Annotated in this window: 17 protein-coding genes; 7 read left to right on the top strand and 10 right to left on the bottom strand. The window is 71.5% G+C overall.

Annotation, left to right across the window (positions count from 1 at the left end; all coding sequences use genetic code 11):
• Positions 1-7 precede the first annotated feature (7 nt).
• From IE273_RS04375 to IE273_RS04400, 6 genes are all read right to left on the bottom strand, one after another.
• Positions 8-1,420 (bottom strand): nucleobase:cation symporter-2 family protein, encoded by a 1,413-nt coding sequence (locus IE273_RS04375; RefSeq protein ID WP_189813801.1) that lies wholly within the window; start codon positions 1,418-1,420, stop codon positions 8-10.
• A gap of 63 nt (positions 1,421-1,483) precedes the next feature.
• Positions 1,484-2,407 (bottom strand): factor-independent urate hydroxylase, encoded by a 924-nt coding sequence (gene pucL, locus IE273_RS04380; RefSeq protein ID WP_189813802.1) that lies wholly within the window; start codon positions 2,405-2,407, stop codon positions 1,484-1,486.
• Between the two features lie 7 nt (positions 2,408-2,414).
• Positions 2,415-2,813: a hydroxyisourate hydrolase gene (gene uraH / locus IE273_RS04385; protein WP_189813803.1), complete on the bottom strand. Its 399-nt coding sequence runs from the start codon at positions 2,811-2,813 to the stop codon at positions 2,415-2,417.
• A gap of 4 nt (positions 2,814-2,817) precedes the next feature.
• On the bottom strand, positions 2,818-3,330 hold the full coding sequence (gene uraD, locus IE273_RS04390) for a 2-oxo-4-hydroxy-4-carboxy-5-ureidoimidazoline decarboxylase (protein WP_189813804.1): 513 nt from the start codon (positions 3,328-3,330) through the stop codon (positions 2,818-2,820).
• A gap of 151 nt (positions 3,331-3,481) precedes the next feature.
• Positions 3,482-3,793, bottom strand: coding sequence for a helix-turn-helix domain-containing protein (locus tag IE273_RS04395; protein ID WP_189814171.1), 312 nt, complete (start codon positions 3,791-3,793; stop codon positions 3,482-3,484).
• Positions 3,794-3,840: 47 nt separating this feature from the next.
• Complete coding sequence (locus IE273_RS04400; protein WP_189813805.1) at positions 3,841-4,116, bottom strand: thiamine-binding protein; 276 nt, start codon at positions 4,114-4,116, stop codon at positions 3,841-3,843.
• Between the two features lie 149 nt (positions 4,117-4,265).
• Here IE273_RS04400 and IE273_RS04405 point away from each other — a divergent pair, with 149 nt between their 5' ends.
• The 3 genes from IE273_RS04405 (at position 4,266) to IE273_RS04415 (ending at position 7,700) form a co-directional block, all read left to right on the top strand.
• A complete protein-coding gene (locus IE273_RS04405; RefSeq protein ID WP_189813806.1) occupies positions 4,266-5,114 on the top strand; it encodes a TIM barrel protein in 849 nt (282 codons plus the stop codon).
• Between the two features lie 28 nt (positions 5,115-5,142).
• Positions 5,143-6,030, top strand: a complete 888-nt coding sequence (locus tag IE273_RS04410) for a 2-hydroxy-3-oxopropionate reductase (RefSeq protein ID WP_189813807.1) — start codon at positions 5,143-5,145, stop codon at positions 6,028-6,030.
• 206 nt (positions 6,031-6,236) lie between these two features.
• Positions 6,237-7,700 carry a catalase gene (locus IE273_RS04415; protein WP_189813808.1) on the top strand — a complete coding sequence of 488 codons (1,464 nt, stop codon included), beginning with the start codon at positions 6,237-6,239 and terminating at the stop codon, positions 7,698-7,700.
• Between the two features lie 310 nt (positions 7,701-8,010).
• On the opposite strand, the gene IE273_RS04420 is transcribed toward IE273_RS04415, so the two are convergent.
• Entirely contained in the window at positions 8,011-9,243 is a 1,233-nt protein-coding gene (locus IE273_RS04420) for a Shedu anti-phage system protein SduA domain-containing protein (RefSeq protein ID WP_229887075.1), read from the bottom strand.
• 78 nt (positions 9,244-9,321) lie between these two features.
• Here IE273_RS04420 and IE273_RS04425 point away from each other — a divergent pair, with 78 nt between their 5' ends.
• Positions 9,322-9,555 carry a hypothetical protein gene (locus IE273_RS04425; protein WP_103811724.1) on the top strand — a complete coding sequence of 78 codons (234 nt, stop codon included), beginning with the start codon at positions 9,322-9,324 and terminating at the stop codon, positions 9,553-9,555.
• A gap of 88 nt (positions 9,556-9,643) precedes the next feature.
• The gene (locus tag IE273_RS04430; protein WP_268257492.1) at positions 9,644-10,399 is read left to right on the top strand and encodes a TIGR04222 domain-containing membrane protein; all 756 of its coding nucleotides are present in this window, start codon (positions 9,644-9,646) and stop codon (positions 10,397-10,399) included.
• Between the two features lie 83 nt (positions 10,400-10,482).
• Here IE273_RS04430 and gcl read toward each other — a convergent pair whose 3' ends face one another.
• Positions 10,483-12,270, bottom strand: coding sequence for a glyoxylate carboligase (gcl, locus tag IE273_RS04435; RefSeq protein WP_189813810.1), 1,788 nt, complete (start codon positions 12,268-12,270; stop codon positions 10,483-10,485).
• Between the two features lie 224 nt (positions 12,271-12,494).
• On the opposite strand from gcl, the gene IE273_RS04440 reads away from it, so the two are divergent.
• Positions 12,495-13,310 (top strand): hypothetical protein, encoded by an 816-nt coding sequence (locus tag IE273_RS04440; protein ID WP_229887076.1) that lies wholly within the window; start codon positions 12,495-12,497, stop codon positions 13,308-13,310.
• Positions 13,311-13,447: 137 nt separating this feature from the next.
• Here the strand turns inward: IE273_RS04440 and IE273_RS04445 are convergent, their stop codons facing one another.
• Both IE273_RS04445 and IE273_RS04450 read right to left on the bottom strand, forming a co-directional pair.
• Positions 13,448-15,040, bottom strand: a complete 1,593-nt coding sequence (locus tag IE273_RS04445; RefSeq protein WP_189813811.1) for an AMP-binding protein — start codon at positions 15,038-15,040, stop codon at positions 13,448-13,450.
• Entirely contained in the window at positions 15,037-16,710 is a 1,674-nt protein-coding gene (locus IE273_RS04450; RefSeq protein ID WP_189813812.1) for an AMP-binding protein, read from the bottom strand. Before IE273_RS04450 ends, IE273_RS04445 begins: the two co-directional genes overlap by 4 nt.
• 115 nt (positions 16,711-16,825) lie before the next feature.
• On the opposite strand from IE273_RS04450, the gene IE273_RS04455 reads away from it, so the two are divergent.
• A complete protein-coding gene (locus IE273_RS04455) occupies positions 16,826-17,656 on the top strand; it encodes a helix-turn-helix transcriptional regulator (protein ID WP_189813813.1) in 831 nt (276 codons plus the stop codon).
• Positions 17,657-17,789: the final 133 nt, after the last annotated feature.

Here is a 17,789-nt window from a genome sequence, read left to right on the forward strand (position 1 = left end):
CAGGACCCTAGGAGGATTTGAGTGCCGGGGCGGGTTGCCCGCTCCGGGTGCCGAGGTGGTGGAAGAACAGGTTGAGCAGGACCGCGACGAGCGCGCCGGCGCTGATGCCGGAGCCGAGCACGGTCTGCGCCCAGGCCGGGAAGCCGGCGTAGAAGGTCGGCGCGGCCAGCGGGATGATGCCGGCGCCGAGGGCCACGGCCACCAGGATGATGTTGGAGCTGTCGTCCAGGCCCGCCTCGGACAGCGTACGGATGCCGCTGACGGCGATCGAGCCGAACAGGACGATGCCCGCGCCGCCGAGGACGGGCATGGGGACCAGGGAGACGACCGCGCCGAGGACGGGGAAGGCGCCGAGGACCAGCAGGGCGGCACCGGCGACGGCGACGACGTACCGGCTGCGCACCCGGGTGAGGGAGACGACGCCGACGTTCTGGGCGAACGCGGAGGTGGGGAAGCCGCCGAAGACGGGGCCGAGCAGGGTGGCGATGCCGTCGGTGCGCAGACCGCGGGTGATGGTCCGCGCGTCGGCGCGGCGGTCGCAGATCTCGCCGAGGGCGAGCATGCCGGCGCTGGACTCGGTCATCAGGACCAGCATCACGATGCACAGGGAGAGGACGGCCGCGGGCTGGAACTCGGGGGCGCCGAAGGCGAACGGCGTGGGCAGCGCGGCGACGGGCGCGGACTTCAGGCCGCTGAAGTCGGCCATGCCGAAGGGGATCGCGGCGAGGGTGCCGATGAACAGCCCGAACAGCAGCGCGACTTGCCGGACGAAGCCCTTGCCGAAGCGCTGGATGAGCAGGATGACGGCGAGGGTGAACCCGGCGAGCGCGAGGTGCCGCATGGCGCCGAAGTCGGCGGCGGTCTTGTCGCCGCCCTGTGCCCAGCCGACCGGTACGGGCATCAGCGTGACGCCGATCAGGGTGATGACGACGCCGGTGACCAGGGGCGGGAAGAAGCGGAGCAGCCGGCCGAAGAACGGGCCGAGGGCCAGGCAGAAGGCGCCGGCGACCATCACCGCCCCGTAGATGGCGGGGAGTTGGTGGCCTTTGCCGTTGGTCTCGGCGATCGCGAGGATCGGGGCGATGCCGGCGGAGGAGGCGGCGTTGACGAAGGGCAGCCGGTTGCCGACGAGGCCCTTGACGCCGAGGGTTTGCAGGACGGTCGCGACGCCCGCGATGAGCAGGCTCGCGGCGATCAGCCGGGTGCGGGCCGCGATGTCGAGTCCGCAGGCCTGGCCGATGATGAGCGGAGGAGTGACAACGCCCGCGTACATCGCGGCGATGTGCTGGAGCGCGGCGGGGACGAGCCGCGAGAGGTGGAGCTTCTCGTCCACCGGGTGCACGGACGTGACGGCGTCCTCGGTGTGCTCCGGCGGGGTGGAACTGGGGGCTGTGGCGGGCCCCTTCGCAGGCTGTGCCATTTCGTTCCCTCCGGTGTGGCGGGCCCCCGGCCCGGTGGCGGGGCCGGGGGCGCGCGTCCCGCGTCAGAGGTTGGTCATGTCGACCGGGATACGGGCCTCACAGCCGTCCCGCAGGATGGTGGCCTCGATGAGGCCGTAGGGGCGGTCGGCGGCGAAGTAGACCTCGTTGTCGTTCTTCAGTCCGAACGGCTCCAGGTCCACCAGGAAGTGGTGCTTGTTCGGCAGCGAGAAGCGGACCTCGTCGATCTCGCCGCGGTTGTTGATGATGCGCGCGCCCATCTGGTACAGCGTCTGCTGGAGGGAGAGGGAGTACGTCTCGGCGAAGGCCTGGAGCATGTGCTTCTTCGTCTGCTCGTAGGACTTCTCCCAGTGGGGCATCTTCTGCTCGTCGTCGGTCCAGTTGAACCGCCAGCGGCCGGAGACCTCCGTGGCCAGGATGCGGTCGTACGCCTCCTGGAGGGTGGTGTACTCGTCCTTGACGTAGCCCCAGAACTCGGAGTTGGTCGAGTTCATCACGACCAGGTCCTTCAGGCCGGAGATGACCTCCCACCGCTCGCCGTCGTAGGTGACCTGGGTGAGGCGGGTCTCCTGGCCCCTGCGGACGAAGGAGTGCTTGACCTCGTCGGCGCCGATGAACCTGGAGTTGGCGTCGGAGGTCTCGATCCGCTCCCAGGCGTACTCCTCGATCCGGATCCGGGCGCGGTGGATCGGCTCCTGGCTGGTGACGAAGTGCCGGGCGAGGTGGATGCCGAACTGCTCGGCGGACTCGATGCCGTGCTCCTTGGCGAACGCGAACACCGTGTTCTTGGTGGTGTCGGTCGGCAGGACGTTGGCGTTGGAGCCGGAGTAGTGGACCTCGTCCATGTCGCCGCTCAGTGCGACGGAGACGTTGAGGTCCTTGATGTGGTGGGTGGCGCCGTCCCGCGTGATCTTGACGACTCGGTTCTCGGCCTTGCCGTACTGGTTCTGTCCCAGGATCGTGGGCATGTGTCTGCTAGCTCCCTCGGTAAACGGAGTAGCCGAACGGGTTGAGCAGCAGCGGTACGTGGTAGTGCTCGCCCGGTACGACGGCGAACGTGATCGCCACCTCCGGGAAGAACACGGACGACGCACCGCTGTCCCGATTCGCGGGGGCGTCCTGCTGCGCATCGGCTTGCTTCTTCGCGAAGTACGGCTCCACCTCGAAGTCGAGCCGCACGTGGGTGGTCCCCTCCGGCAGGGCCGGCAGGTCCTTGCACCGGCCGTCGGCGTCGGTCGCGGAGCCGCCGAGCGCCTGCCAGTCCGCCTTCCGTCCGCTGCGCGCGAAGAGGCGGACGGCGACGCCCTCGGCGGGGCGGCCGATCGAGGTGTCCAGGATGTGCGTGGACACGGAGGCGGTGGTGCTGGTGCTCATGGTGTCAGGCGTCCTCTTCGACGAGTCGGGCCAGTCGGATGCGGTTGATCTTGCCCAGCTCGGTGCGGACGATCTCCCGCTCCTGCTCCGGCGCGTTCCCGATCCGCTCCTTGACCGCGTCCCGCATCTGCTCGCCGGTCCGGCCGGTGGCGCAGACGAGGAAGACATGGCCGAACTTCTCCTGGTAGGCCAGGTTCAGTTCGAGCATCTCCGCCTTGAGCTCGTCGGAGGCGCCGGCCATGCCGCGCTGCTCGCGGGCGGAGGCCGGGTCGCCGGGCTTGGGCCGCCCGATCGGCGGGTGCCCGGCCATCGCCTCCTCAAGGTCCGCGGTGGTCAGCTCGGCCATGGCGGCGTCGCTGGCGGCGTACAGGTCCTCCGGCGTGGCGTAGGGGCGGGTGGCGAGCAGTCGCCGGGCCCACTCGGTGGAGGCGCACGCCTCGTGGAGGGCGGCGAGGGCCGCGCGCTCCTCCAGATCGTTGAACCGGGCCAGGCCCGGGGGCGTGGAAGTCGACGTCACGGGAGCCTCCGTGGCCACGTTGGGCCGTCGTGCTGATCGGGCTGCCGATAGCTAACGCCCTCGGAAACATCACGTCAACACTTTGTTGAAAATTCCGCGTAACAAGCCGGGCCGGGCCCGGACGGCACCACGACCCCCGCTTCCGGCCCGGTCAGGAACCCTTTTCCCGGTTGAGGTAGTTGTAGACCGTGAACCGGCTGACGCCGAGCGCGCTCGCCACGGTCTCCACGCCGTGCCGCACGGCGAACGCGCCGCGCGCCTCCAGGCTGCGCACGAGTTCCTGCTTGGCCTTGCGGTCCAGGTCGGCCAGCGGCCGGCCCTGCCTGCGCTCCATGGCGGCGAGGATGTGGTCCAGGGAGTCGGCGAGCTGGGGCAGGCGTACGGCGACGACGTCGACGCCCTCCCAGGCGAGCACGACGTCCTCGGGGCCGGCCTCGTCGGGCGGGAGCATCTCCCCGCCCATGGCGTCGACCAGTGGCTTCACGGCCGCGATGAACGGCTCGTCCCCGGTCACCTGCCGCCCTCCGCGGTCCCGTCACCGTGCACATCGTCGATCACGTTGACCTGGAGCGAGACCCGGGTGGCGCCGGCCTCCAGGGACTTGCGCAGCAGCGCGTCCACCGCGGTGAGCACGCGATCGGCGGCACCCTCGGCCGTGTTGCCGAACGGGCCGACGTCGACGGCGTCCAGCCCGGCCGTCTCGATGACCTCCCGCGCCACCAGGGCGTGCGCGGGCGCCTCGTCCAGGTCGAAGGGTTCGGTCGTGAACTCCACTCTCAATCGCACGCGCTCAACCTAACGCCCGGCGCGGATTTTCGGGCGGCCGGCGACCGGCCCCCCTTGACAAGCTCCGACACCCACCGGCAATCTTCCATTACGCAGAAACAAACTTCCGCAATACGGAATCTCGACCCACGGAAGGGAGCACGGCCCGAATGCCAGGTTTCGAGTGGAGCACCGCCGCAGACCAGCGCTTCAACGTCAACCTGTCGATCCTCTTCACGGAACTCCCGCTCCTGGAGCGTCCCGCGGCCGCCGCCGCGGCGGGCTTCTCCGCGGTCGAGCTGTGGTGGCCCTGGATCGACTCCCCCACCCCCGCCCGGTCCGAACCGGACGCCCTGAAGAAGGCGATCGAGGACGCGGGAGTCCGGCTCACGGGCCTGAACTTCTACGCCGGACGGCTGCCGGGCCCGGACCGCGGCGCCCTGTCGATCCCCGGCGAGGAGTCGGAGAGGTTCCGCGCCAACATCGACGTCGCCGCCGGTTTCGCGGCCTCCCTCGGCTGCACGGCGCTCAACGCGCTGTACGGCAACCGCGTCGAGGGCGTGGCCCCGGCCGAGCAGGACGCGCTCGCCCTGGAGAACCTGGCCCTCGCGGCCCGGGCGGCCGACCGGATCGGCGCGATCCTGCTGATCGAGGCCCTCAACCAGCCCGAGTCGCCGCTGTACCCGCTGGTGAGCGCCCCCGCCGCCATCGCGGTCGTGGACCAGGTCAACGAGGCGACGGGCCTCGGGAACGCGAAGTTCCTGATGGACCTGTACCACCTGTCCATGAACGGCGAGGACCTGCCCGAGGTCATCGACCGGTACGCCACGAAGACCGGCCACGTGCAGATCGCCGACAACCCGGGCCGCGGCGCCCCGGGCACGGGCTCGCTGCCGTTGGAGGACCTCCTCGGCCGGCTGAGGAAGGCCGGTTACGACGGCTGGGTCGGCCTGGAGTACAAGCCGGGCGACCGCCCGAGCGCCGAGGCCTTCGACTGGCTGCCCCGCGCGGCCCGCTGACCACCCCGCACTGAGAAAGGCACCCCCGATGAGTCTTCCCAAGATCGCCTGGATCGGCCTCGGCATCATGGGCTCCCCCATGTCCGAGAACCTGATCAAGGCGGGTTACGACGTCACCGGCTACACCCTGGAGCGGGAGAAGCTGGACCGGCTGGCCGCCGCCGGCGGTACGGCCGCCGCCTCCATCGCCGAGGCCGTGCGGGACGCCGACGCGGTGATCACCATGGTGCCCGCCTCCCCGCAGGTCGAGGCCATCGCCTACGGCCCGGACGGCATCCTGGAGAACGCCAGGCCGGGCGCCCTGCTGATCGACATGTCCTCGATCACCCCGCAGACCTCCGTCGACCTCGCGAAGAACGCGGAGGAGAAGGGCATCCGCGTCCTGGACGCGCCCGTCTCCGGCGGTGAGGCCGGCGCCGTCGAGGCCGTACTGTCGATCATGGTCGGCGGCGAGCAGGCCGACTTCGACCGGGCCCGGCCGGTCTTCGAGGCGCTCGGCAAGACCATCGTGCTGTGCGGTCCGCACGGCTCCGGCCAGACCGTGAAGGCCGCCAACCAGCTGATCGTCGCCGTCAACATCCAGGCGTGCGCGGAGGCCGTGGTCTTCCTGGAGAAGTCGGGCGTGGACCTGAAGGCCGCGCTGGACGTGCTGGGCGGCGGCCTCGCCGGCTCGACCGTGCTGGCGCGCAAGAAGGACAACTTCCTGAACCGCGACTTCCAGCCGGGCTTCCGCATCGACCTGCACCACAAGGACATGGGCATCGTCACCGACGCCGCCCGCACCGTCGGCGCGGCGCTGCCGGTCGGCGCCGTGGTCGCCCAGCTGGTCGCGTCGCTGCGCGCCCAGGGTGACGGCGGCCTGGACCACTCGGCCCTGCTGCGGGCCGTGGAGCGCCTGTCCGGCGCCCAGGTCTGACGGCCCCTCGCAGACTTCCGGGCCGTGGCGCCGCCGACACCTGTCCTGTCGCGCCCAGGCGGCGCCGCGACCCGGAATCACCTTCGCCCCGGCTTCACCCCGGCACCGATTGAAGTTCAACAAACTGTTGACGCTCAGATCGCCCCGCTCCTAGGCTCCACGAAGCGGAAACAGGTTTCCGCTGACACCCGCACGGAAGGTCCACGATGTCGCAGCGCGTGCTCACCACCGAGTCCGGCGCCCCGGTCGCCGACAACCAGAACTCCGCCTCCGCCGGCGTCGGCGGCCCGCTCCTGATCCAGGACCAGCACCTCCTGGAGAAGCTCGCGCGCTTCAACCGCGAGCGGATCCCGGAGCGGGTGGTGCACGCCCGTGGCTCCGGCGCGTACGGCCACTTCGAGGTGACGGACGACGTCACCGGCTACACGCACGCCGCCTTCCTCGGCGAGATCGGCAAGCGCACCGAGGTGTTCGTGCGCTTCTCGACCGTGGCCGACTCGCTCGGCGGCGCGGACGCCGTCCGTGACCCGCGCGGTTTCGCGGTGAAGTTCTACACCGAGGAGGGCAACTACGACCTCGTCGGCAACAACACCCCCGTGTTCTTCATCAAGGACCCGATCAAGTTCCCCGACTTCATCCACTCGCAGAAGCGGGACCCGTTCACGGGCAGGCAGGAGCCGGACAACGTCTGGGACTTCTGGGCGCACTCCCCCGAGGCCACGCACCAGGTGACCTGGCTGATGGGCGACCGCGGCATCCCGGCGTCGTACCGGCACATGAACGGCTACGGCTCGCACACCTACCAGTGGACGAACGCCGACGGCGAGGCCTTCTTCGTCAAGTACCACTTCAAGACGAACCAGGGCATCCGCTGCCTGTCCGCCGAGCAGGCGCACGAGCTGGCCGGCAAGGACCCCGCCTCCCACCAGACCGACCTGCTCCAGGCGATCGAGCGGGGCGTGCACCCGTCCTGGACGCTGTACGTGCAGGTCATGCCCGCGGCCGAGGCGGCGGACTACCGCTTCAACCCGTTCGACCTGACCAAGGTGTGGCCGCACAAGGACTACCCGCTCCAGCGGGTGGGCCGCCTGGTCCTCGACCGCAACCCGGACAACGTGTTCGCCGAGGTCGAGCAGGCCGCGTTCGCCCCGAACAACTTCGTCCCCGGCATCGGCCCGTCCCCGGACAAGATGCTCCAGGGCCGCCTGTTCGCCTACGCCGACGCCCACCGCTACCGCCTCGGCGTCAACCACACCCTGCTCCCCGTGAACGCCCCGAAGGCGGTCCCCGGCGGCGCGCGGAACTACGGCCGGGACGGCTTCATGGCGCTCAACGCGCAGGGCCGCCACGCCAAGAACTACGAGCCGAACTCCTACGACGGCCCGGTCGAGACCGGCCGCCCCCTCTCGGCCCCCCTGGCGGTCTCGGGCCACACGGGCACCCACGAGGCGCCCCTCCACACCAAGGACGACGACTTCTTCCAGGCGGGCGAGCTGTACCGCCTGATGTCGCCGGAGGAGAAGTCCCGCCTGGTCGCGAACATCGCCGGCGGCCTCTCGCAGGTCTCCCGCGACGATGTGATCGAGAAGAACCTGGCCCACTTCCACGCCGCCGACCCCGAGTACGGCAAGCGCGTGGAGGAGGCGGTCCGCGCCCTGCGCGAGGACTGACCACCAGGAACCCGCAAGCGGCGTACGGCATCCGACCAAGGGTCACGATGTCCGCACGCGGCCCGCGCGGCACGCCGGACGGCCCGGATGAGGGGTGGCCGCCGGGCGGAGCGCGCGGGCAGGGCGAGGACCGCGGTGGCCTGCGAGCCAGTGCGGTGGTGAAGGACCCGCGTCCCCTTCTCGACCAGAGGGAAGGGCACCCGGTTCCGTCGCATCCACCGCGGTCCCACCCGGCCCCTCGCGAGGGGCCCACCCACCCCGTCCGGCGGCGCGAACGACCTGTCGCGCCCAGCCTCGCGCCGTCGGACGGCTACCAAGCGCTCCCGGCACCGGGGTCACGTCCCCCGGCGAGGGAGCGTTCGGCGTTGTCCAGCAGCTCTTTGTAGGTGAGCACCTCGACTCGGGTGACGTGCGAGTTGAAAGTCCGCAAGGCCTCGTTGACCTCGCGTTCCGGCACGTCGGGGTGCAGACCGGGATGACCGACGAGCACCAGCGCGCCGGCTCGCCGGGTCTCGATGCCGAACTCGTCACGGATGCGGGTGCGGTGCTCATCCAGTCCGACCAGGTAGTTGACGGCCTGACCCACGGCCTCGTGGACCTGCGCCGCCGGCACCCAGGCGTTGCGCTGGCGTTTGACCAGCGGGGGCTTGAGGCTCATGGCCCGCTTGAGCTCGACGATGTACAGCGCCCCGCCACCCCGTATGAGCGGGATGTCCACCTCGTCCCCGGGCACCAGCCGGCGCCGCGCGGCCTCGCCTACGAACCGGCCACCGAAGATCCAGTGGTTCCCTTCGAGGGCGCGTTGGAGATCCGCCTCGGTAGCCGCACGGTCCTCCACGACAGCCCGCAGCGCCTTCAGCCGCTCGGCGCGACGCCGCAGCTCGGCGGCCCGCAGGACGAGCTGTCCCGCACGGTCGGCGGCGAGCAGGGAGATGGCCTGCGGAGAGCCGACGATCCTGCGGGCCGACTCCGCCGGGTCCGCGACGTCGATCCGGTCACTCCTCATCAGCCGCTCCAGCCACAGCGAGATCTCGGCCGCCCCGCGGGGGATCACATAGCGCCCCGGGCGTTCGTCGGGGGCCCGCAGGAACGCGGCGTCCTCCCCCTGGGCCCGGAAATGGTCCAGCGTCTCCTCGGCGCTCGCAGCGGGATGGTCCCTCAGGTAGGCCTCGCCCGCGGCGACCATCCACTGGTGCATCGCCCGCAGGCTGCTCGCCAGGAAGTCACGGGACTGTTCCCTGCGTGCCCCGTCCTGGAAGATCCGGTACCGCTCCTGGAAGTCCTGTTGCAGGATGCGGCCCTCCGCGTAGTCCAGCGAGTCCTGCAAGAGCCGGACGACGTGCCACTCCCCCGCCTCCGCCGCCGTTCCCCGGGCGGCCTCCATCAGCCTGACGAGTTCCTTGCCCTGTCTGCGTCTGCCGCGGCTGCCGCTGCCCATGTAGGTGAAGACCGCGTCCACCGCCGACCGCACGGCCTCGTCGGCGGCCACCCCACGCACCTGCCCGAGCTGCCGCTCCAGCACCATGTCGCTCCGCACGCTCATGGACGGCAGTGTGGATGCCGCCACTGACAATCGCCGACCCGGCGTGCGGATCCGCTTCCCGCGCCGCAGGCTGAAGGCATGGCCAATCCGACCCACTACCCGCACATCGTGGTCCACCCCCCGGCCCTGGACGGTTCCCGGCGGGTGACCGAGGGGGACGTGACGCTGGGGATCGCCTCGCATCTCGACGACGTCGTGGAGATCCTGCGGCTGGCCGATCTGGACCGGATCGAGGTGGAGCAGAGCGACCTGATCGAATGGCAGGGCGGCGGCCCGGACGACTGGCCGGGGCTGTCGGAGCACGAGTGGTGACGGCGGCGCGTACGGCAGCGGTCGTAGACCGGGTGCGCAACCCTCAAATCAACCTCTGAAGACCGCTGCGGAGGCTTCAACCACCCCGGTGCCAGGGCACATCAACGGCATACGGGGCCCGTCGGCACGGGGGCGACGGGCCCCGTACGGGGGGGGGTGTCTGATGAGCCGTACGACGTCGAATCCGCCGGACCCTCGCGCGGTGGCGCTGTTGCGCGGGGGCGACCGCGCCGCCCTCACCGTCGCCGTGCTCGGGATGCATCTGCGCGGGGCGGTCGAGGCGGGCCGGCCGGGCACGCTGCGCAAGACCGCGACCGGCAGCGCCGAGCCCCTCCGGCATCCGCTGGAGAAGGCCGTGCGTACCGCCCTCTACCGGCCCGCCGGTCCCCGGGAGCTGCCCGCCCGCGCGGTGGTGCGGCGGGCCCTCGCCCGGATGCGCGCCGAGCTCGCGGCGGAGGGGCTGCTGCGGGTGCTGCCGCCCGGCCGCACCCGTGCCGCCCGCCGGCTGCTGGCGGACCTCCGCGAGCGCCGTCCGCTTCCCGAGGGGCCGGACGGACTGCCGGAGGACGAGGTGCTGCTCGCCGTCGCGTTGTACGGCGAGCGGGCCCTGACCGCCCTCGCCCCGCGTTTCGCCCGTGAAGCGGGGCTCACCGGCCGGGGCGCGCTCGCGGACGAGGGCCGCTTCCCGTTCGGCCGGGGCACCGCCTTCCGGTACGTCGTGGGGGACGAGGGCGCGTACGACGGCGGGGACGGCGGTGGGTACGGCGGGCACGGCCACGGCGGACACGACTACGGGGGCCACGACTACGGGGGCGGGTTCGGCGGAGGCGGCGGGTTCGACTGAGGGCCGGGCGGGTGCGCGTACGACGCGGGGGCGGCCCGTCCGGATGACGGGCCGCCCCCGCGGTGCGCGGTGCGCGCGGTCGGTCAGACCTTCAGCGGCTTGATGGACGTCGGCGCGTGGCCGGGCTCGGTGGCCAGGTCCTCGAACTCGCTGATGTCGCTGATGTCCATGGTGCGGCTCATGGAGATGTTGGTGATCCGCTCCAGGATCGCCTCGACGACGACCGGCACCCGGTACTCGGCGGCCAGCTTCTTCGCCTGCTCGAAGGCGGCGCCCAGCTCGTCCGGCTCGGTGACCCGGATCGCCTTGCAGCCCAGCCCCTCGGCCACCTTGACGTGGTCGACGCCGTAGACCCCGATCTCGGGCGTGTTGACGTTCTCGAACTCCAGGTTCACCTGGAAGTTGATGTCCAGGCCGATCTGCGCCTGCCGGATCAGGCCCAGGTAGGCGTTGTTCACCAGCACGTGGACGTACGGGATCCTGTGCTGTGCGGCGACCGCCAGCTCCTCGATCAGGAACTGGAAGTCGTAGTCCCCGGAGAGCGCGACGACCGGGGAGTCCGGGTCGGCCTTGGCGACGCCGATCGCGGCCGGGATGGTCCAGCCGAGCGGGCCGGCCTGGCCGCAGTTGATCCAGTGGCGCGGTCGGTAGACGTGCAGCATCTGCGCGCCGGCGATCTGGGAGAGGCCGATCGTGGTGACGTACCGGGTGTCCGGGCCGAAGGCCTTGTTCATCTCCTCGTACACGCGCTGCGGCTTCATCGGCACGTTGTCGAAGTGCGTACGGCGCAACAGCGTGGCCTTGCGCTCCTGGGTGGCGGCGACCCAGTCGGAGCGGTCGGGGAGCCTGCCCCCGGCCTTCAGCTCCTTCGCCACCTCGACGAACAGCTCCAGCGCGGCCTTGGCGTCGGAGACGACCCCGTAGTCCGGCGGGAAGATCTTGCCGATCTGGGTGGGCTCGATGTCGACGTGGACGAACGTGCGGTCACCGCGGTACACGTCGAGCTTGTAGCCGGTGTGGCGGTTGGCCCAGCGGTTGCCGATGCCGAGGACGAAGTCGGAGGCCAGGAAGTTGGCGTTGCCGTAGCGGTGCGAGGTCTGCACCCCGACCATGCCGGCGTTCAGCTCGTGGTCGTCGGGCAGCGCGCCCCAGCCCATCAGGGTCGGGATGACCGGGGTCCGGGTCAGTTCGGCGAACTCCACCAGCAGGTCGGCGGCGTCGGCACCGATGACGCCGCCGCCGGCGATGATGACGGGACGCTCCGACTCCAGAAGAAAGGTGAGGGCCTTCTCGATCTGGGCCCGGGTCGCGGCCGGCTTGTAGACGGGCAGCGGCTCGTACGTCTCCGGGTCGAACTCGATCTCGGTGAGCTGGACGTCGATCGGCAGGTCGATCAGGACCGGGCCGGGGCGGCCGGAGCGCATCAGGTGGAACGCCTGCTGGAAGACGCCGGGGACCTGCGCGGCCTCCAGGACGGTCACCGCCATCTTCGTCACCGGCCCCGCGATCGAGGCGATGTCGACGGCCTGGAAGTCCTCCTTGTGGATCACGTGGGTGGGCGCCTGGCCCGTGATGCACAGGATCGGGATCGAGTCGCCGATGGCCGAGTACAGGCCGGTGATCATGTCGGTGCCGGCCGGGCCGGAGGTGCCGATGCAGACACCGATGTTGCCCGGCGCGGTCCGGGTGTAGCCCTCGGCCATGTGCGAGGCGCCCTCGACGTGGCGGGCGAGGGTGTGGTTGATGCCGCCGCCCTCCTGGAGGGCCTTGTAGAACGGGTTGATCGCAGCGCCCGGCACACCGAAGGCGTCGGTGACGCCCTCGCGCTTGAGGATCTCAACTGCCGCGCGGGCAGCGGTCATACGAGCCATCGAGTACTCCTGCTTCGGCTGTCGGATGCGTACTCCCGTCGCGCCCCGCGGTGAGCACCCACATCTTCCGCATAGCGGAAACTGACTTCTACTATCTGGAAGCAATGTAAGGGGGTGGGAGAAGGCCGTCAAGAGTGCTCCGGACACCCGCAAGCGCCGGACAGGAGCGGCCGGAGAGGAGCACCATGGGAGCGCCGTCCCGACGCGACGCCTTGGAGTGGGCCATGCCCGAGAGCGTTCCGGTGCGTTGCCCGGCCTGCCGGCGCGCACACGTCTACACCGCGCCGGCGTATCCCTGTGCGTGCGGGGCACCGACCGCGCCCCGGCTGGATCCGGCGGCCGAACCGGCCGTGGCGGCGCACCGCGCCTGGGACGACGAGTGGGTCACGCTGCCGTGCGCCGCCTGCGGGCGCCTGGGCCACTGGCCCCACCCGGAACTGGGCTGCCCGTGCGGCACGGTCCTGCGCATCCCCGTGACGGGGGCGCGGGCGGCGGAGCCGACGGCGGGGGCACGGGGGCCGGCCGGCGCATGGGGATCACCGGGGACGCGGGAACCGGCCGGCCCCCAGGCCCCGGCGGGCCCACAGGGACCCGCCGGCCCGCCGGAACCCGTCGGCACGCACCGTCCCCCCTTCCGGCCCCGCACCATCCGTACCGCCCGGGACGCCGTCACCACCGCCGCGCTCTACCTCCGCTGGCTCGGCTACCGGGACATCCGCCGGGCGGACCAACGGCCGCCGAACGGCATCGGACTCGCGGCCCACGGGCTGCTCGCCCAGGTGGACCCGACCGTGCGGCCGGCCGGGCCGAGGGACGTGGAGTGCCTGTGGCTGACGGCGATGACCGAGTCCGCCGCGTGCGTGTACTTCTCCCTCGCCGGCTACACCGACGCCGCCCGGTCCGGCGCGGACGCCCTCGCCGTCCCGCTGTTCGTGCTCGACCTCGCGGGCGTCCCGCAGCCGGTGAACGCCCCCGCCGACACCCTGCACACCACGGGCGCCCCGGGACGGGGAACGAGGGCCCGGGACGAACCGGCCTGACCTCCCCTTCGCGTGGCGGCGCCGGGAGCTCCCGCCCGACGCTCCCCGGGCCGAGCGCGCCGCCGACCGTGCGCTCGCCCGGGGACCGCCGTGGAACATTCACCGCCTGCTCGTTCCCCGCCGTTTCACACCCGGGATCACACCGCGTACGTGTCCCGCAGCTCCACCTTGCGGACCTTCCCGGACACCGTCATCGGGAAGGTGTCGAGGAGCTGGAGCCTGCTGGGGACCTTGTAGTGCGCGAGCCGCCCCGCGCAGAAGTCCCGCAGTTCCTCCAGGGTGAGCGGGTCGGCGGGGTCGCTCGGGATGACACAGGCGAGGACCTCCTCGCCGTACCGCTCGTGCGGCACCCCGACGACCTGGACGTCCCGGATCTTCGGGTGGGCGTACAGGAACTCCTCGATCTCGCGCGGGTAGATGTTCTCGCCGCCCCGGATGATCATGTCCTTGAGCCGGCCGACGATCTCGACGTACCCGTCCTCGCGCATCAGCGCCAGGTCCCCGGTGTGCATCCAGCGGCCCGCGTCGATGGCCTCGGCCGTCTTCTCCGGCTCGTTCCAGTAGCCGAGCATCACGCTGTAGCCGCGCGTGCACAACTCTCCCGCCGCGCCCCGCGGTTGGGTGACCCCGGTGGCCGGGTCGACGACCTTCACCTCCAGGTGGGGCAGGACCCGGCCGACGGTGGCGGTGCGGTGCTCCAGGTCGTCCTCGATCCGTGTCTGCAACGACACCGGGGACGTCTCCGTCATGCCGTAGCAGATGGAGACCTGCTCCATGTGCATCTCGGCCACCACCCGCTTCATCACCTCCACCGGGCACGGGGAGCCCGCCATGATGCCGGTGCGCAGGCTGGAGAGGTCGTAGGAGGCGAAGTCGGGGAGGTTCAGCTCCGCGATGAACATCGTCGGGACGCCGTACAGCGACGTGCACCGCTCCCGCTGCACCGCCTCCAGCGTGGCCGCCGGGTCGAAGGACCGCGCCGGTATGACCACGCAGGCGCCGTGCGAGGTGGCCGCCAGATTGCCCATGACCATGCCGAAGCAGTGGTAGAAGGGCACCGGGACGCAGATGCGGTCCTGCTCGCTGTAGGCGATCGACTCGCCCACGAAGTACCCGTTGTTGAGGATGTTGTGGTGGGAGAGGGTGGCGCCCTTCGGGAAGCCGGTCGTGCCCGAGGTGTACTGGATGTTGATGGGGTCGTCGCAGGACAGCTCCGCGTACGGCACCTCGGGCGTCGCCCGCCGCAGCAGTTCGTCCCAGCTCGGGTCGCCGATGTACACGATCTCGCGCAGCTCGGGGCAGTCGCCCCGCACCTGTTCGGCCATCGCCCGGTAGTCGCTCGTCCGGTGGCCGAGGGAGGCCACCAGCAGCGAGACACCCGACTGCCTGAGGACGTACTCGGCCTCGTGGGTGCGGTAGGCCGGGTTGATGTTGACCATGATGGCGCCGATGCGTGCGGTGGCGTACTGCACCAGCACCCACTCCGGGCAGTTGACCGCCCAGATGCCCACCCGGTCGCCCTTGGTGATCCCACCGGCCGCCAGGGCCCGGGCCAGCTCCTCGACGGCCGCGCCGAACTCGGCGTACGTCCAGCGCCGCCCGGACGGCACGTCGACCAGGGCCTCGCGGTCCGGCCAGGTCGCCACGGCCCGGTCCAGGTTGGCGCCGATGGTGTCGCCGAGCAGGACGGTGGGACTCGTCCCGTGCGTGTACGACAACCGCGCGGTCACCGGAAGTCCTCCTCGCGGTACTCGCACTCCGAGCCGGCCGCCGTGGCCTCGCGCAGTTCGATCCGGCGGATCTTGCCGGAGACGGTCTTGGGCAGCGCGCCGAACTCCAGCCGGCGGATGCGCTTGTACGGCGCGAGCACGTCGCGGGAGTGCTCGAAGATGACCTTGGCGGTGTCCGGGCCGGGCTGCCAGCCCTCGGCGAGGACGACGTACGCCTTGGGCACCGCGAGCCGCAGCTCGTCCGGGGCGGGGACGACGGCCGCCTCGGCCACCGCCTCGTGCTCCAGCAGGGCGCTCTCCAGCTCGAACGGACTCACCTTGTAGTCGGATGCCTTGAAGACGTCGTCGCTGCGCCCGATGTAGGTGAGGTACCCCTCCGCGTCCCTGGTGGCGATGTCCCCGGTGCGGTAGTAGCCGCCCGCCATGGCCTCCGCCGTGCGGTCCGGGTCACCGTGGTAGCCGGTCATCAGGCCGACCGGGCGCGCGGCGAGGTCGAGCGCGATCTCGCCCTCGGTCGCGCCGGGCGCGCCGGAGACCGGATCCAGGAGCTCCACCCGGAAGCCGGGGCTGGGACGGCCCATGGAGCCGGTCTTCAGCTGCTGGCCGGGGCTGTTGGAGACCTGCACGGCCGTCTCGGTCTGCCCGAAGCCGTCCCGGACGGCCACCCCCCAGGCGCGCCGGACCTGCTCGATGACCTCGGGGTTGAGCGGCTCGCCGGCGGCCACGATCTCGCGGGGCGGGGTGCGCAGCTGCCCGAGGTCGGCCTGGATCAGCATCCGCCACACGGTCGGCGGCGCGCAGAACGTGGTCACGCCGGCCCGGTCCATCTCGGCCATCAGCCGGGCCGCGTCGAAGCGGGTGTAGTTGAAGACGAAGACGGTCGCCTCCGCGTTCCACGGCGCGAAGAGGTTGGACCAGGCGTGCTTGGCCCAGCCGGGCGAGGAGATGTTCAGGTGGACGTCACCGGGCTTGAGGCCGATCCAGTACATGGTGGCCAGGTGCCCGACCGGGTAGGAGGTGTGGGTGTGCTCGACCAGCTTGGGGCGGGCGGTCGTCCCGGAGGTGAAGTAGAGCATCAGCGGGTCGTCGGCCAGCGTCGGGCCGTCCGGGACGAAGTCGGCGGGGACCGCGTAGGCGTCCTCGTACGGCTCCCAGCCCTCCCGCGGCAGGCCGCCGACGGAGATCCGGGTGTAGGCGCCGGGCACGTCGGCGAACTTGGCGGTGTCCTCCGCCCGGACGACGACGTGCTTCACCCGCCCCCGCTCCACCCGGTCGGCGAGGTCGGCCGGGCCGAGCAGCGGGGTGGCCGGGATGACGACCGCGCGCAGCTTCATCGCGGCCAGCGCGGTCTCCCACAGCTCGGCCTGGTTGCCGAGCATGACGAGGACGCGGTCCTCGGCGGCGACCCCGCGCTCGCGCAGCCACCGGGCCACCCGGTTGGACCGTTCGGACAGCTCCGCGAAGGAGAGCCGGGTCTCGGTGCCGTCCTCCTCGACGATGTGCAGCGCGGTGCGGTCGTTGCCTTCGGCGATCTCGTCGAACCAGTCCAGCGCCCAGTTGAAGTGCTCGGGCCGGGGCCAGCGGAAGCCCTCGTAGGCGGTGGCGTAGTCCTCTCGGTGTTCCAGCAGGAAGTCTCGTGCCCTGCGGAACATCTCCGTCGCCGTCGTCATCGGTTCTCCTCCTATGCTCCGGACCATTGCCGGGCGGCTCTCTGGCATCGTCTAATCCGTGATGCGGGTCTCACTACCCCCGAACGGGGGTGTGGGCGGCCGAAAGGGCGAACGGGTGACGGCAGACGCGGTGGGGGCGGTGGAGATCGGTGGCGCGCTGGCACGGCTGCGGCGGGCGACGGGACTCCCGGTGGCCTTCGGCGGCCTGGTGGAGTCCGGCCGGCCGCAGGTCCGGATCAGCGAGCTGAGCGGCACGACCACGGCCGCGCTGCGCTCGCTCGCGGTGACCTCCGGCAGCGGGCTCGGCGGCAAGGCGGTGGCGCTGGCCCGGCCGTGCGCGGTGACCGACTACTCCAGCTCACGGCAGATCAGCCACGAGTACGACGTGCCGGTGGCCGCCGAGGGCATCCAGGCGGTGCTCGCCGTGCCGGTGGTGGTGCGGCGCCGGGTGCGCGGGGTGCTGTACGGCGCGCTGCGCTCGGCCCGGCCGCTCGGTGACCGCGCGCTGGGCGCGGCGGTGGCGGTGGCGCGGGACGTGGAGCAGACGCTGGTGGTGCGGGACGAGGCGCGGGAGCTGCTGGCGGCGGCCCGGCCCGAGCGGACCCGCACCGGTGAGAACGCCGTGTGGGAACAGGTGCGCGAGGCGCATGCCGCGCTGCGGGCGCTGGCCCCCCGGATCGCCGACCCGGAACTGCGGGCCGAACTGCTCGCCGCGTGCGGGCTGCTGACCACGCCGCCGCGAGCCGGGGGCGTGACCCTGGCGCCACGCGAGGTGGACGTGCTGTCCTGGGTGGCGGCGGGGGCCACCAACGCGGCGGTGGCCGAGCGGCTGGGCATCGGCCCGGAGACGGTCAAGGGATATCTGCGTTCGGCGATGCGGAAGCTGGGCGCGCACACGCGAGGGGAGGCGGTGACCGCGGCGCGCAGGGCGGGACTGCTGCCGTAGCCCGAAGCCGGTCGGGAAACCTGACGGTCATGAAACCTGTCGGTTAGGAAACCTGACCATTCATCCGGCGCCACTTTGAATTTCCCTCTGCTTGACCGTTTGTTATTTCCCTCACCAGGGCTTCCGTCTGAAT

The organism is Streptomyces olivaceoviridis (assembly GCF_014650115.1).
GTDB classification, from domain to species: Bacteria; Actinomycetota; Actinomycetes; order Streptomycetales; family Streptomycetaceae; genus Streptomyces; species Streptomyces olivaceoviridis.